Source organism: Brevibacillus sp. NSP2.1 (genome assembly GCF_000470975.2).
In the GTDB taxonomy this organism is placed as follows: domain Bacteria; phylum Bacillota; class Bacilli; order Brevibacillales; family Brevibacillaceae; genus Brevibacillus; species Brevibacillus agri.
Genome location: NZ_CP048274.1, coordinates 1076863 through 1089792, shown reverse-complemented (window position 1 = coordinate 1089792; position 12930 = coordinate 1076863). Strand labels below are relative to the sequence as shown.

13 protein-coding genes are annotated in these 12930 nt (G+C 53.4%); 2 read left to right on the top strand and 11 right to left on the bottom strand.

Going from position 1 to position 12930, the window contains the following annotated elements; genetic code table 11:
- Window positions 1–7 precede the first annotated feature (7 nt).
- From sufC to M655_RS05255, 6 genes are all read right to left on the bottom strand, one after another.
- Window positions 8–796 carry a Fe-S cluster assembly ATPase SufC gene (gene sufC / locus M655_RS05280; RefSeq protein ID WP_005832072.1) on the bottom strand — a complete coding sequence of 263 codons (789 nt, stop codon included), beginning with the start codon at window positions 794–796 and terminating at the stop codon, window positions 8–10.
- A gap of 524 nt (window positions 797–1320) precedes the next feature.
- The gene (pckA, locus tag M655_RS05275; RefSeq protein ID WP_005826578.1) at window positions 1321–2901 is read right to left on the bottom strand and encodes a phosphoenolpyruvate carboxykinase (ATP); all 1581 of its coding nucleotides are present in this window, start codon (window positions 2899–2901) and stop codon (window positions 1321–1323) included.
- Between the two features lie 360 nt (window positions 2902–3261).
- Entirely contained in the window at window positions 3262–4422 is a 1161-nt protein-coding gene (locus M655_RS05270; RefSeq protein ID WP_005826580.1) for a M20 peptidase aminoacylase family protein, read from the bottom strand.
- Window positions 4423–4500: 78 nt separating this feature from the next.
- Complete coding sequence (locus tag M655_RS05265; RefSeq protein ID WP_005826582.1) at window positions 4501–4842, bottom strand: hypothetical protein; 342 nt, start codon at window positions 4840–4842, stop codon at window positions 4501–4503.
- Between the two features lie 185 nt (window positions 4843–5027).
- Window positions 5028–5420, bottom strand: a complete 393-nt coding sequence (locus tag M655_RS05260; RefSeq protein WP_005826584.1) for a VOC family protein — start codon at window positions 5418–5420, stop codon at window positions 5028–5030.
- 28 nt (window positions 5421–5448) lie between these two features.
- Window positions 5449–5883, bottom strand: coding sequence for a hypothetical protein (locus M655_RS05255; protein WP_005826586.1), 435 nt, complete (start codon window positions 5881–5883; stop codon window positions 5449–5451).
- Between the two features lie 305 nt (window positions 5884–6188).
- On the opposite strand from M655_RS05255, the gene M655_RS05250 reads away from it, so the two are divergent.
- Window positions 6189–8243, top strand: coding sequence for a methyl-accepting chemotaxis protein (locus M655_RS05250; protein ID WP_007780223.1), 2055 nt, complete (start codon window positions 6189–6191; stop codon window positions 8241–8243).
- A 307-nt stretch (window positions 8244–8550) separates the two neighbouring features.
- On the opposite strand, the gene gcvH is transcribed toward M655_RS05250, so the two are convergent.
- From gcvH to M655_RS05225, 5 genes are all read right to left on the bottom strand, one after another.
- Window positions 8551–8931, bottom strand: coding sequence for a glycine cleavage system protein GcvH (gene gcvH, locus M655_RS05245; protein WP_005826591.1), 381 nt, complete (start codon window positions 8929–8931; stop codon window positions 8551–8553).
- A gap of 378 nt (window positions 8932–9309) precedes the next feature.
- The gene (locus tag M655_RS05240) at window positions 9310–10497 is read right to left on the bottom strand and encodes an aminotransferase class I/II-fold pyridoxal phosphate-dependent enzyme (protein WP_026558507.1); all 1188 of its coding nucleotides are present in this window, start codon (window positions 10495–10497) and stop codon (window positions 9310–9312) included.
- Window positions 10498–10500: 3 nt separating this feature from the next.
- Entirely contained in the window at window positions 10501–10863 is a 363-nt protein-coding gene (locus M655_RS05235) for an arsenate reductase family protein (RefSeq protein ID WP_005826597.1), read from the bottom strand.
- A 139-nt stretch (window positions 10864–11002) separates the two neighbouring features.
- Complete coding sequence (locus M655_RS05230) at window positions 11003–11191, bottom strand: hypothetical protein (RefSeq protein WP_005826599.1); 189 nt, start codon at window positions 11189–11191, stop codon at window positions 11003–11005.
- Window positions 11192–11249: 58 nt separating this feature from the next.
- Window positions 11250–12062, bottom strand: a complete 813-nt coding sequence (locus M655_RS05225; RefSeq protein WP_026558506.1) for a DUF2797 domain-containing protein — start codon at window positions 12060–12062, stop codon at window positions 11250–11252.
- 141 nt (window positions 12063–12203) lie between these two features.
- Here M655_RS05225 and M655_RS05220 point away from each other — a divergent pair, with 141 nt between their 5' ends.
- Complete coding sequence (locus M655_RS05220; RefSeq protein WP_005826604.1) at window positions 12204–12905, top strand: polysaccharide deacetylase family protein; 702 nt, start codon at window positions 12204–12206, stop codon at window positions 12903–12905.
- Window positions 12906–12930: the final 25 nt, after the last annotated feature.

The window sequence follows — 12930 nt, the reverse complement described above, 5'->3', positions numbered from 1 at the left end:
CTTCTTCCTACACGTTGGCGTTAACGGTTTCGTCCTCGATGCCGAGCTCTTCCTTGATCCAGTCGTAGCCTTCTGCCTCCAGGCGTTCAGCCAGCTCAGGACCACCGGACTTCACGATACGACCTTGCATCATGACGTGTACGAAGTCAGGCTTCACATAGTTCAGCAAACGCTGGTAGTGCGTGATAATCAGGAAACCGCGGTCAGCAGAACGCATTTCGTTTACACCGTTGGCTACGATTTTCAGCGCGTCGATGTCGAGACCGGAGTCGATTTCGTCCAGGATACAGATACTTGGCTCCAGGAGCATCATTTGCAAAATCTCGTTGCGCTTTTTCTCCCCGCCGGAGAAGCCTTCGTTCAGGTAGCGGTGCGCAAAAGAATCGTCCATTTCCAGCGTGCTCATCTTTTTGTCCATCTCGCGGATGAATTTCATCAGGGAGATTTCGTTGCCTTCGCCACGGCGCGCGTTGATCGCGGAACGCAGGAAGTCGGAGTTGGTTACGCCGCTAATTTCGGATGGGTATTGCATCGCCAGGAACAGACCTGCGCGTGCGCGCTCGTCTACTTCCATTTCCAGAAGGTCGTCGCCGTTGATAAGCACTTCGCCATCGGTTACCTCGTATTTCGGGTGGCCCATCAGCGTAGATGCCAGTGTCGATTTACCGGTACCATTCGGTCCCATGATCGCGTGCACTTCGCCGCCCTTGATTTCCAGGTTCAAACCTTTGAGGATCTCTTTGTCCTCGATCTTGGCGCGAAGGTTTTTTATTTGCAAATGCGGTACTGCTGTCATCTGAATTCCCTCCATACACAAAAGTGAGTTGGTAATTCTCAATCCATTCTCAATAACTATCTTATAATAAGAATAATTATAAATCAAGGAATGAAACATATCTGTATTTTTTATATCATTATATTTAGAAAGTCCGTTTTTGCTTCCAAAAACCTTCCCAAATACAACGGCCACGTAAGCATTTTCTCCCATGCAACTTTTTCCAATACATCGCCTGGCATTTTCCAGGAACTTTTCTCCCGATTCGCCTCCCGAGCGCCACAAAAAAAGGCACAGGTGCGTACAGCCAGTTCAGCAGCTTGCCTCGTGTTGGTTATGTATCCAATCCGCTCGTTTCCATCGCTGAAAAAGCCTCCTATGGAAGCTTACCTGACCCTTTTGCGCGAGTCAAATGGAAAAGCTGTGATAGCGGCCCTGTCCACAGCCTGCTGATTGGCAGCGTTGCCTGGCCGCTCTCGCCTTGGACAAAACAAAACGGCTAGACGCTATTGTCCAGCCGTTTCCTCCATATATATAGCCGTTGCTTACGCTTTTGGACCTGCTTTCGCAATGTCTGTTGCATCCGGGAACTTCTTCTGGAAGTTCTCGATGAAGCGTGCAGCCAGTTCGGCAGCTTGCTTGTCGTAGTCTTCCTTGTTTGCCCATGTGTTGCGCGGCTGAAGCACTTCTGCCGGTACGTTCGGGCAAGTGGTCGGCACTTGTACGCCAAACGTTGGGTCTTCCACGTACTCTACCTTTTCCAGATCGCCGTTCAGCGCTGCCGTTACCATCGCACGCGTGTAGGAGAGCTTCATGCGCTGTCCAACACCGACAGGGCCACCCGTCCAGCCTGTGTTTACGAGATATACTTGCACATCGCGCTCGTCAATTTTTTTGCCGAGCATTTCTGCGTACACAACCGGGTGCAGCGGCAGGAAAGGAGAGCCGAAGCACGTGGAGAACTCGGTTTGCGGAGCCGTTACGCCGCGCTCTGTACCGGCCATTTTGCTCGTGTAGCCGGACAGGAAGTGGTACATCGCCTGCTCTTTGTTCAGTTTGGAGATTGGAGGCAGCACGCCGAACGAATCGGCTGTCAGGAAGATGATGACGTTTGGCTGACCGCCTACACCTGGAATCACAGCGCCGGAGATTGCGTCTACCGGATAGGCTGCGCGCGTATTTTCTGTGTACTTCGTGCTGTCGTAGTCGGCGACATGGGTAGCCGGGTCTACATCTACGTTTTCAAGTACGGTACCGAACTGGATCGCGTTCCAGATTTGCGGTTCGCCCTCTTCGGACAGCTTGACGCATTTTGCATAGCATCCGCCCTCGATGTTGAATACGCCATTGTCAGACCAGCCGTGCTCGTCGTCCCCGATCAGGAAGCGGTTCGGGTCAGCGGACAGCGTTGTTTTGCCTGTACCGGACAGTCCGAAGAACAGGGCGACATCCCCGTCTTTGCCCACGTTGGCCGAGCAGTGCATGGACAAAACGTTGCGCTCAGGCAACAGCATGTTCATGACGCTGAAGATCGACTTTTTCATCTCGCCCGCGTACTCGGTGCCACCGATCAAAACGGTCTTTTGCTCGAAGCTCAGAACGATGAAAGTCTCGGAGTTGGTTCCGTGTACAGATGGATTGGCTTTGAAGCCAGGTGCGTAAAGCACGGTGAACTCAGCCTCGTGTGTCGCCAGCTCCTCTGCAGATGGACGGATGAACAACTGGCGCGCAAACAGGCTGTGCCAAGCGTATTCGGTTACGACCCGGATTGGCAGACGGTAGGTTGTGTCTGCACCAGCAAAACCGTCAAATACAAACAGCTCGCTTTTGCCTTGCAAGTATTGCAGCACGTCCTGCTGGAGTGCCTGGAACTTCTCCGGAGAAATCGGCTGATTCACCGGACCCCAGTTGATCTTATCGTGTACGGAAGCTTCGTCCACCACAAATTTGTCCTTTGGCGAACGGCCGGTAAACTTGCCTGTCAGCGCATTGAGCGCCCCCTTGTCGGTCAAAATCCCTTCGCCACGCTTTACTGCCATCTCAACGAGCCCAGCTACAGGCAGGTTGCGGTAAACCTGTGTAGCTCCCAGAATGTCAGAAAGCTTGTGAACCGTATTGGTTTCCATGTGTGAACGATCTCCTTCCCAAAATGTATATCCAAGTAAAGTAACTTTTCTCAATGTCGTTCGATTTGTAATTAGTATATCACATTCAATCAAATAAGCCACATAATTTTATAATCTCTTGTGGAGAATGTGTGAATAGCCTCCCCAGTAGTTTTCCCCACCCTACAGTATTTCAGTTCTTCGACTCTATGTCCACCCTTTCGTAAATGAATGGATATTTTGAAAATTCGCTGGTCTGACCAGTTGGCGCGACAAAGTGCCTGGACAGCGGCCCGCCTTGATCCGCCAGCCCTGGATGGTGCCTGCGCCATGGCTTACACAAAAAACCCGCTGCATGAGCGGGTCTTCCAGCGCATTCGCTTAGCGGGAGGCATTTTCTCCGAGCTTGTCAAACGTGCGCACGATGACACGGCTGAGAATCTGGACGCCGTCGCGGAGTGCCGACCGTTCGAACTTCATCTGCGGGTGGTGCAGTCCAGGCTGCAAATCGCAGCCGAGAGCCAGCATCGTCGCCTTGATGTGCGGACGCTCTACAGTGTAATAATGAAAGTCTTCCGCTCCCGGGCTGACAGGCGCCGCCTTGAGGTTGTCCACCCCGAGCACGTCGACAATCGCTTGCTCCATCAGCTCCTTCGCTTCCTCATCGACTTCCGCCGCCACCATTCGCGATCCGGCCGTAAGTTCGATCGACGCCTGGTAGGATGTCGCGATCCCTTCGATCATCTGGCGGACGCGCCCGACTAGCTCATCCATCGCCTGGTTGGTTTGCGCCCGCAAGTCAAGGGCGAATCTCGCTTTGTCCGGAATGATGTTGTAGCTCTCTCCTCCGGCTTGCAGCATGGTCATTTTCACTGTCGCCGGAACCATCGGATTGATGTGAATTTGTCCGATCCCGGAAATGATCGCACCCGCGACTTCAATCGCGTTGATTCCGAGGTGCGGCCTTGCTCCGTGTGCAGATACGCCTGTAATTTCTCCGTACAAAAACATCGCGGCGCCGTTGTAGATGGCTGGCCCCGCCGTCCCGTTCGCCATTTCCTGAATCGGGCGCAGATGGACGCCGTACAAATAGTCGATGTCGTCCACGACGCCTTTTTCCACGAGCTTCAAGGCGCCTGTTCCTTTTTCCTCAGCGGGCTGGAACAAAACTTTCAGCGTGCCCGGAGGCTTGTACCCGGAAGCGATCAACGCCTCTACCGTTTCGACAATCATGGTCATGTGCGCGTCATGCCCGCAGGAATGATTGGCGCGCCACTCTCCGTCTACTTCCTGCCACAGCGCGTCGATATCGGTGCGCAGCCCGACGACAGGCTTCCCTTCTCCCCACTCCGCGACAAGCCCTGTACAATCTGCAAAAGTAGTGACTGCAAGCCCCAGTGCTTGCATTCTCTCGGCCAAGTACTTCGTCGTCTCGACTTCCTGCCAGCTAATTTCCGGATTCGCGTGCAAGTGACTGAATGTTTCGTCAATGTTTCGCGCACGTGCAGCGACTGTTTCTTTCAACGCCAAGCTATCAGACATATTTGCGCCTCCCCCATCGTTTCTTCCTCATTATAGCACATGCGGGCGCCTTTATTTGGAAACGGGATCAGCCAGCTTTTATTTGCACGTCAAGCGCAAAATCGCATCCAGCTTCAACTGGTCGCGCAATGTCCCTGCTATTTTCACCTGCTGCTTGGCCAAGGTGTAGACCAGCTCGTCTCCGCCAAACAGCATCTCCATCTGCCGCTCGCCGCCCCTGACGATCAGATCGGCGGACTGCTCCTCCTCCCAGACGCCTGCCGAAATGCTGCCTTTTGATATCGTGAGTTGCCAGCGCGACTGCGTGTCGTCGACGACGATCCCGATCCGCTTTTCCCAGCCTGCTGTCATATAGTGCAAATGCGTTTTCTTTTGTAGGCGCTCGCCTACCTCGTAAAGCAGTCTGCCAATTCCGATCATAAAAATCCGTCCCCCTCTCTTCTCCCATTGGGTTCGTGGCTCGCTCAGTCGAATCCTTTGGCGAGGGATGAGAACCACTGTCGGGTCTTGTCAGGGCGGCCGACTTTTTCTCGACAGGCTTTTTCATCTGTTGCGCAAAAACGAAAAGAGCACCCGCGGCCGCAGATGCTCTTCTGATCCATCCGTTATTCATCAAATTCGTCTTTATCCAGTCGGACTTCCAGATGGTGACCATCCGGTGTCTCAAAATACAAATTGTAGCTCGTAGGCTGCGTGATCGGGCCACGGTAGCAAATGTTTTCCGCCTCGAGCTTGTCGACCAGATAGTCGAGCTCAGCGCGGCTCGTTACCGAGAAAGCGAGGTGATCGACCTGCCCTACGCCGCCTTTGCCTTCCGCCCCGTCGTGCGGATGGAGACCGATCCGTGTGTATGTGCCGATTTGAAAGTAGACAGGCGCTCCTTCCACCATATTCTCTTCCGGGATGGGGACTTCCAAAATGTCCTTAAAAAACCGAGCTACCTTCACGACATCGCTGCAATTCAATGCGATGTGGTGAACGCCTTTCAAATGAAACATTCACACTGCCTCCCACGTCAACTAAAGGTCATGCGCTTTTTTGCGACACCTGCTTGCGTTTATTGTACTGCTTCAGTCGCTCGCTTAACCGTTTTAAACGAATCATGAGTGCTTCGCGCCACTCTTCATCCTTTAACTCCTTGGCAATACCGAGCAAATCCAAGGAGATATCAATCTGCTGCTTCAAAACATCGGCGAAGCTGGCTGCTTCATCCGTCATGGTACAATTCTCAAACAACTCCGATGTATTGTCAACACTCACAAAATCGGCGAAATCGACTTCGGGCGCCTGATCCCCTTGAGCATATTCTACTAAAATTTCGTACTCTCCCTCAATACCGGGATGAACCTCAATTCTGTCACAAACAGGACAAAACATGATGGGGACATTGTGTACAAGCGTTTTATAATGACGGACTGAGCCTACGGAACCTACCATTCCTGCACCGCAACAAAAACTCATAAATAGTCTCCCTCCTTCTTCGCCAAACAGCGAAAGCGTTAGAAGCGTCTGGTCGAAACTCTCTGTCTGTATCCGCATTGTAACCCGTAATCCCTCTGCTGCTCTACCGCAAAAAGATACCAATCGGTTTATGGCAAAACAAATTGTCATACCATTGTACTCGATTTGCCTGCGTTTGAACACCGTTTTCTGATTAGTTTGAAGTTTTTTGTCGGTACATGCCTAAAAATCGTGCAAAGAAGTTCGAATCACGCCGATAAAGAGAATAGTTAGTCAGCTAGTCACAATAAAAGGAGAGCGGTTTTATGTTTCGTTTTAAAAGTCTTCGCGCCCGGACACTTGCGATTACCCTTCCAGTCATTGTCCTTACCTTAGTACTTCTGATGAGCATGGCCTTCATGTTTTCCCACGCCCAGTTGAACAAGGAACTGACGGAGAAGATGAACTACCAGTTGGACGTGCTCGGCAGCAAAGTGGAGAAAGAACTGGAAGCACACAGCAAGGTGACGCTGAACATGGCGCGCGTCATCGAAATGAGCCCCATTACTTATTCGCTGGAGCAGTTGGATTCCCTGCTGAGCAAAACAGTTCTCGTCAACGAAACGTCTGTTGGCATGGGAATTTTCATGGAGCCTTACGCTTTTGATCCGAGCAAGCAGTTCGTTGCTACTTACGCTGCCAAAAAAGACGGCAAGGTGAGCATTACGTACGAGTACAGTACATCGTCCTATAACTATCCTGAGCAAGAGTGGTACAAGATCGGTGCGTCGACCCAAAAACCGACAAATTACTCACCGCCGTACTATGACGAGATTTCCAAAGTCTCCATGACGACAGTCGTAGCTCCGTTTTACTCCCCAGACAAAAAGCTTTTGGGTGTAGCGACAGACGACATCACGCTCACGGATATTCAAGCGATGGTCTCGGGTACAAAAGTAGGCGAGACGGGCTGGGCCTTTTTGCTGGATCAGAACGGCAAGTACTTGTCCCATCCCCAGTCGGACAAGCTGATGGTCCAATCCGTGCAAACCGACAGCAACGCGTCGCTCGCAGAGATCGGCCCCGCTCTTCTCGCTGAAAATGAAGGCATGACAACTTTTTCCGATGACAATGGCGTCAATCGCGTCTATTTCCAAAAAATCCCTGACACAAATTGGACTATCGCGCTCGTCATGCCGGAAAATGAATTTGCCAAGCCTCTGAACGCTCTGGCTTACCGGCTTCTCGCTGTCAGTCTGCTTGGGCTGTTGATCCTGATTGCCGTCATTTATTTTTTCAGCAAGTATTTGACCGGACAAATCAACAAGGCCAACCAGCTTTCTCAAGCTCTCTCCTCCGGCGATTTCACCGCTACGATGGACGTCAAGACAGCCGATGAAATGGGCGTCATGGCAAGCCGCTTCAATACGATGACCGCCACCTTGCGCGAAACGCTCAGCCAGGTCAGCTACAGCGCCCAGCAAGTCGCCGCTACTTCCGAACAACTGATGGCGAGCGCAGAGCAGACGAGCAAAGCGACGGAGCAAATTGCCCAGTCTGTGCAGGAGATCGCCTACGGAACAGAGCAGCAGGTGGACGCGACCAATCAGGGCAGCGATGTCATCAACGAAATCGCCCAGCATATTTCGTTGATGGAAAAAGGCATCGAGGAAGTCAGCTCCTCTACTCGCGATGCCAATCGCCAGGCTGCAGAAGGAAACCAGATGGCCGCGAAGACAGTGGAGCACATGACGGTAATTCACGGACAAATGGAGCAAACCGCAGCGGTGGTCAACGCACTTGGACAGCGCTCCCAGGAAATCGGCCAAATGATCGCGCTGATTACCTCGATTGCCAGCCAGACCAACCTGCTTGCCTTAAACGCAGCGATCGAAGCCGCCAGAGCCGGGGAGCAAGGACGAGGCTTTGCCGTTGTCGCTGACGAAGTGCGCAAGTTGGCGGAACAGTCCAGCTCGGCCGCCGAACAGGTGAGCAGCCTCGTCACGGACATTCAGCGCGATACCGAATCGGCCATCTCCGCCATGAGCCACGGCTCCATCATCCTCGGGGAAGGCATGACGCTGGTCACCGCGACCGGAACCGCCTTCGAGCAAATTTCCGACTCTACCGCCCACTTGCTTACCCGCACAGACGAAGTGTCGGCGGAAATGAAAAAAATCAGCCAGGAAATGCAAACGATCGTCGCAGCGATCGACCATATTTCGCAAATCGCCATCCAGTCCGCCGGCAATTCGCAAACCGTCGCAGCGGCAGCAGAAGAGCAAAACGCGTCGATGGAAGAAATTTCCGCAGCCGTGACCATGCTCGCGAAGATGGCAGAAGAGCTGAACGATACGGTGCGCTCGTTTAAGCTTAGGTAGTGGTTTGAGGTTTTGACGTTTTATCATAGAAAGGCTTCGCCAAGCTTTAGCGGCTCGGCGAAGCCTTTTTTCTTTTGTATCTGCCTTTAAGCGTCCACCTTGAACCCGCTTCCCTGAATCCTCCACTTTGGACGCGGTTTTCCTTTTTCCCCGCAGGCGGCCAGTCTCCGCTTCCTCGCTAGAGGCCCAAGTACCTGTAGCGTTTTCTCCTGTTTCCTCCCTCCACTGCGGCAACGGTCGACTGGCTTTTGCCAAAAAGCTAAAAAAGCCAGAGCAACAATGCCCCGGCTTTTTGTGTGTCTGCAAACTATTCTTTTACCATTGCCTCGTACTTGTCGGCATCCAGCAGCTTGTCCAGCTCGGCTGTGTCGGACAGCTCGACAGCGATCATCCAGGCCTGCTCATAAGGCGAAGAGTTCACCAGTTCTGGTGCGTCTTCCAGTTCGCCGTTTACTTCCACTACTTTGCCAGATACAGGAGCGTACAGCTCGGAAACGGTCTTTACCGATTCCACACTGCCAAATGGCTCATCCTGTTGAATTGTCGAGCCTACCTCTGGCAACTCGACAAACACGATGTCACCCAGCTCTGATTGAGCAAAAGCGGTGATTCCGATATACGCTTTGTTGCCTTCTACTCGCACCCACTCATGCTCTTCACTGTAACGTAGATTTTTCGGGAATTCCATCGTTTACATATCCTCCTATCGGGTACAATCCATTACAAATACATAATTAGACGAACATTCTAGGATTCCTCTTCGCTCCACAAAATTCTGAACAGACGTTTTGGGGACCAGCTTGAAACCCTTTTCGCCTGCCAGAAAATGGCGCGCTGGAGCCTCTCGTAAACAGGCCAAAAACAGAGACATGTCCATCCGGCAGCGCATCGACCTTTTCGTCGACGACCGCAAGCGAATACCTCAGGCCATGCTCCGCAATCGCCTGTTTCCTCACTTCAATATCTGTAGCTTTTTCCAAATCCGGCACAGGAATACGTGTAACTTTCAAACCATTCGCCGACGCCGATTTGTCACACCGTCCCTCATTTGCCGGCCAGCCTGCGCCTATGCCCCTGTTTTTCTCGCCAAAATGCCTGACTCCGCAATCGAGCGAGCGGCCTGGCGCAATACTTCCGGGCTTTGCACGAGCGCAATCCGGACGTAGCCTTCCCCTTCGTCGCCAAAGGCGCTACCAGGAATGACGACCACCCCTGCCTCCTCCAATAGCGCAATGGCAAACTCGCGGGACGTCCAGCCAGTTGGCACGGGTGCCCAGACGAACATCGTCGCTTTCGGCGGCACAATGTCCCAGCTCGCCTCGGCCAGTGCTGCCAGCAAGACGTCGCGGCGCTCCTGATAGACAGGGCCGACGCTGCTCTTGCCGCCTGCTTCCCGGTCCATGCGCAAAGCCGCGACCGCCATCTGCTGGACAGGCAAAAAGACGCCGTAGTCGACATTCGACTTGACGATGGCCAGCGGCTTGATGATCTCGCTGTTGCCGACTACATACGCAATGCGGCAGCCTGCCATGTTAAAGCTCTTGGAAAACGAATTGAACTCGATCCCGACCTCTTTGGCTCCCGGCGCTTGCAGGAAGCTGGGCGGGCGATAGCCGTCAAAAGCCATCTCCGAATAAGCGAGGTCGTGCACGACGATGATGTCGTGACGCTTGGCGAATGCGACGACCTCTGCAAAAAAGTCGACGGTGGCCACAGCCGATACAGGATTGTTCGGATAGTTCAGAATCATGAACTTCGCACGAGCCGCGATCTCGTCCGGGATGTCTGCGAGCCTGGGCAAAAAGCCGTTTTCCGCGCGCAGCGGCATCCGGTAAGGCATCGCCCCGGCCAGATGCACGCTCCCCTCGTAAATCGGGTAGCCGGGGTCAGGCACGAGCACGATGTCGCCCGGATCGGTCCAGGCCAAAGCAAAGTGCGCGAGTCCATCCTGCGAGCCCATCAAGGAATGAACCTCGCCGTCTGGCGCAAGCTCCACGCCAAAGCGGTATTGATACCAGCGCGCCACTTCTTCGCGAAAAGCTCCGGTACCCTCGCTCAAGGCGTAGCCAAATGCGCCCGGCTGTCTGGCAGCAGCGAGCAATGTTTCGAGCAACTGGTCTTCAGGCGGTTGGTCCGGGCTGCCGATACTCAAGTCGTACACGGTCCTTTTCTTCGCGACTTCTTTTTTTCGCGCAGCCATCTCGGAAAAAATCGCGGCAGACAAGTTTTGCAGTCTTTTGGACGGTTGGCGCATTCCCTACTTGCCTCCCCACGCTTTTTCCAGCTCGTCTTCCTTGAAGCCCAGCGTCACTGTATCATCGCTCGCCAAGAGAGGGCGCTTGATGAGCTTTCCGTTGGAAGCGAGCAAGTCAAGCATTTCCTCGTCTGTCATCGTCGGCAGCTTGTCCTTTAACCCAAGCTCGCGGTATTGCACGCCGCTGACATTGAAAAACTTGCGCAGGTCAAGCCCGCTCGTCTGCCAAATCCGACGAAGCTCTTCCTTGGAAGGCGGCGCATCGACAATCGGCACTTCCTCGAAGCTCACCTTGTGGTCTGTCAGCCATTTTTTCGCTTTGCGGCATGTATCGCATTTGCTGTACAAATACGCTTTCATGGTCATGGTCGATTCCCTCGCTTTTCGTTATGTAGTCATTCTCTCTTGTAAAAGAATACCACACCGTCCTGGACAATGTTTGCCTGCTTGAAAAAAACGACAGCCCCACTTCAACGGCTGCCGTTTTTCGCGTTTTGCTTTGCTGTTAGTGGCCCGGGCTTTTGGACGGATCGGCTTTTGCGCCTTCCGTCTCGACGGCTTCGGCCCCGGGGTTCACCTGCCACATCTGGGCAAGCGGCGAATAAGGCACCCCTAGCTGCTTGTCGTTTTGCGCTTCTACCGCTTCCGCCAAAGTCCCCGTCAACGGCTGGGTGTACTCGATTTCTCCATCCACGAAAAAGCTCCCCCTTCAGCTTGGCCTGCTTTTTTAAGTGTGGGGAGTTTGCCTGAACTTATGCAGAGTGGCTTGCCTTGATCTCTACCTGGTAGCCGGCGTGCTTTCGCACCTGGAAAACGCCGTTCTCAAAAATCAGGTACTGCGCCTTGACGCCGATCAGCCGCCCGCCGAGCTGCTCCTCTTTGTCCAACGTTTTCGAGTTGATCTTGTCCAGCGACTCCAAAATCGGATATGTAATATCCACCCATTCGTCTTCCCTGTATTGGAAAGGTTTGAACGGTTCGGGAAAATGGCTGTACACCTCGTCGCGCATAGCAATCAGGTCGATTTCCTTGACGTCGCCCTTGAGCATTTTGCGCCAGTTGGTCTTGTCCGGCAAAAACTGGCTAAGATGGTACTCCAGTTCTCCCGCCATCCGGCGCGTCGGCACTTCCGCAATCGGGATCGCGCGAATCGCGCCCTGATCGACCCAGCGTTTGAGCTGGTTGTGCTTGCGCGTCAGTCCGACCTTGATGTCGCTGGAAACTGCTAGATAGACGTAGTGCGGGATCATGCAGTATTGCTCGCCGAAGCTCTCGTCCCGGCACGTCCCTTGGTCAAAATGACATTCGTGCGGCTTGACGATGCACAAGTCATTTTCCGGCAGTTTGGTAAAACAGGGGTAGCAGTACCCGCTGTTGAACGTTTTGTTCGTTTTGCGCCCGCAGGCGATGCAATTTTTTTGGCCCAGATAGGAAATGGTCAGTTCGCTGCCGAGCCATTCATTTAAAGGCAGACGGTCTTCGCCGATGTTCAAATAGTAGTCGACCGGCTTTTCTTTCCCGTGATAATCGTGGCTCAGACCGTGCAAAATACCGCGGAGTTCCACTTCATTCTCTCCTCTCCCATGTACAGTCCTTTCATTTTAACATATCGCCTGTGCGCACCGGGCGCTGTTTTCTTTTGGCAGCATGTTTTCCAGAGCGGAGGGTGAACCTAAACTATCTCAATCAAAAGGAGGGCGTCCGTCATGAGCCGCGTCGTGCTGTATGCTTTGTTGCTTGCCTGCCTGCTCGGCTACGGGATATCTCCTGTTACGGCCCGGGAACTGCTCCCCTCTTACGAACCGATTCACCGGATCGACACGAACAAAAAGGTAGTCGCCCTGACCTTTGACGACGGTCCGGATGCCACCTACACCCCGAAAATTTTGGAGGTGCTCCATAAAAACCGGGTTCCCGCCACCTTTTTCGTGCTCGGCTCCCAGGTGGACAAGCATCCAAAGGTGCTGCAATGGATTTACAAGGCCGGACACGAGATCGGCAATCACGGCTACCACCATTTTGACTTAAACAAGCTGACAGAGCACGAGGTGTACGAGGACATCAAGCAAGCAGAGCGCTCCATCCTGAGGACGACGGGCATTCTCGCCCAATACTACCGTCCCGCCGGGGGTGTCATGACCCACGACGTCATGAACGCCGTCCAGGCGAGCGGGTACGACATCATTCACTGGTCGGTCGATCCGCGAGACTGGTCGCTGGCGAGAACGGCGTCTGTCATTGCGAAAACCGTGAAAAGCAACGTGTCGTCCGGCGACATCATTTTGTTTCACGATGGCGGCCTGAACCAGAAGCAAACCGTGGCCGCCCTGCAGGAGCTAATCAGTGACCTGCGCTCGCAAGGCTACCGCTTTGTCACCGTATCGCAACTGCTCGATGAGGCCAAGTAATAGGCACCAACGCCTCGCTCTTTCG

Excerpts from the sequence above, each read along its gene's own strand:
- sufC (WP_005832072.1), bottom strand. The coding sequence starts at position 796 with ATGACAGCAGTACCGCATTTGCAAATAAAAAACCTTCGCGCCAAGATC.
- pckA (WP_005826578.1), bottom strand. The coding sequence starts at position 2,901 with ATGGAAACCAATACGGTTCACAAGCTTTCTGACATTCTGGGAGCTACA.
- M655_RS05270 (WP_005826580.1), bottom strand. The coding sequence starts at position 4,422 with ATGTCTGATAGCTTGGCGTTGAAAGAAACAGTCGCTGCACGTGCGCGA.
- M655_RS05265 (WP_005826582.1), bottom strand. The coding sequence starts at position 4,842 with ATGATCGGAATTGGCAGACTGCTTTACGAGGTAGGCGAGCGCCTACAA.
- M655_RS05260 (WP_005826584.1), bottom strand. The coding sequence starts at position 5,420 with ATGTTTCATTTGAAAGGCGTTCACCACATCGCATTGAATTGCAGCGAT.
- M655_RS05255 (WP_005826586.1), bottom strand. The coding sequence starts at position 5,883 with ATGAGTTTTTGTTGCGGTGCAGGAATGGTAGGTTCCGTAGGCTCAGTC.
- M655_RS05250 (WP_007780223.1), top strand. The coding sequence starts at position 6,189 with ATGTTTCGTTTTAAAAGTCTTCGCGCCCGGACACTTGCGATTACCCTT.
- gcvH (WP_005826591.1), bottom strand. The coding sequence starts at position 8,931 with ATGGAATTCCCGAAAAATCTACGTTACAGTGAAGAGCATGAGTGGGTG.
- M655_RS05240 (WP_026558507.1), bottom strand. The coding sequence starts at position 10,497 with ATGCGCCAACCGTCCAAAAGACTGCAAAACTTGTCTGCCGCGATTTTT.
- M655_RS05235 (WP_005826597.1), bottom strand. The coding sequence starts at position 10,863 with ATGACCATGAAAGCGTATTTGTACAGCAAATGCGATACATGCCGCAAA.
- M655_RS05220 (WP_005826604.1), top strand. The coding sequence starts at position 12,204 with ATGAGCCGCGTCGTGCTGTATGCTTTGTTGCTTGCCTGCCTGCTCGGC.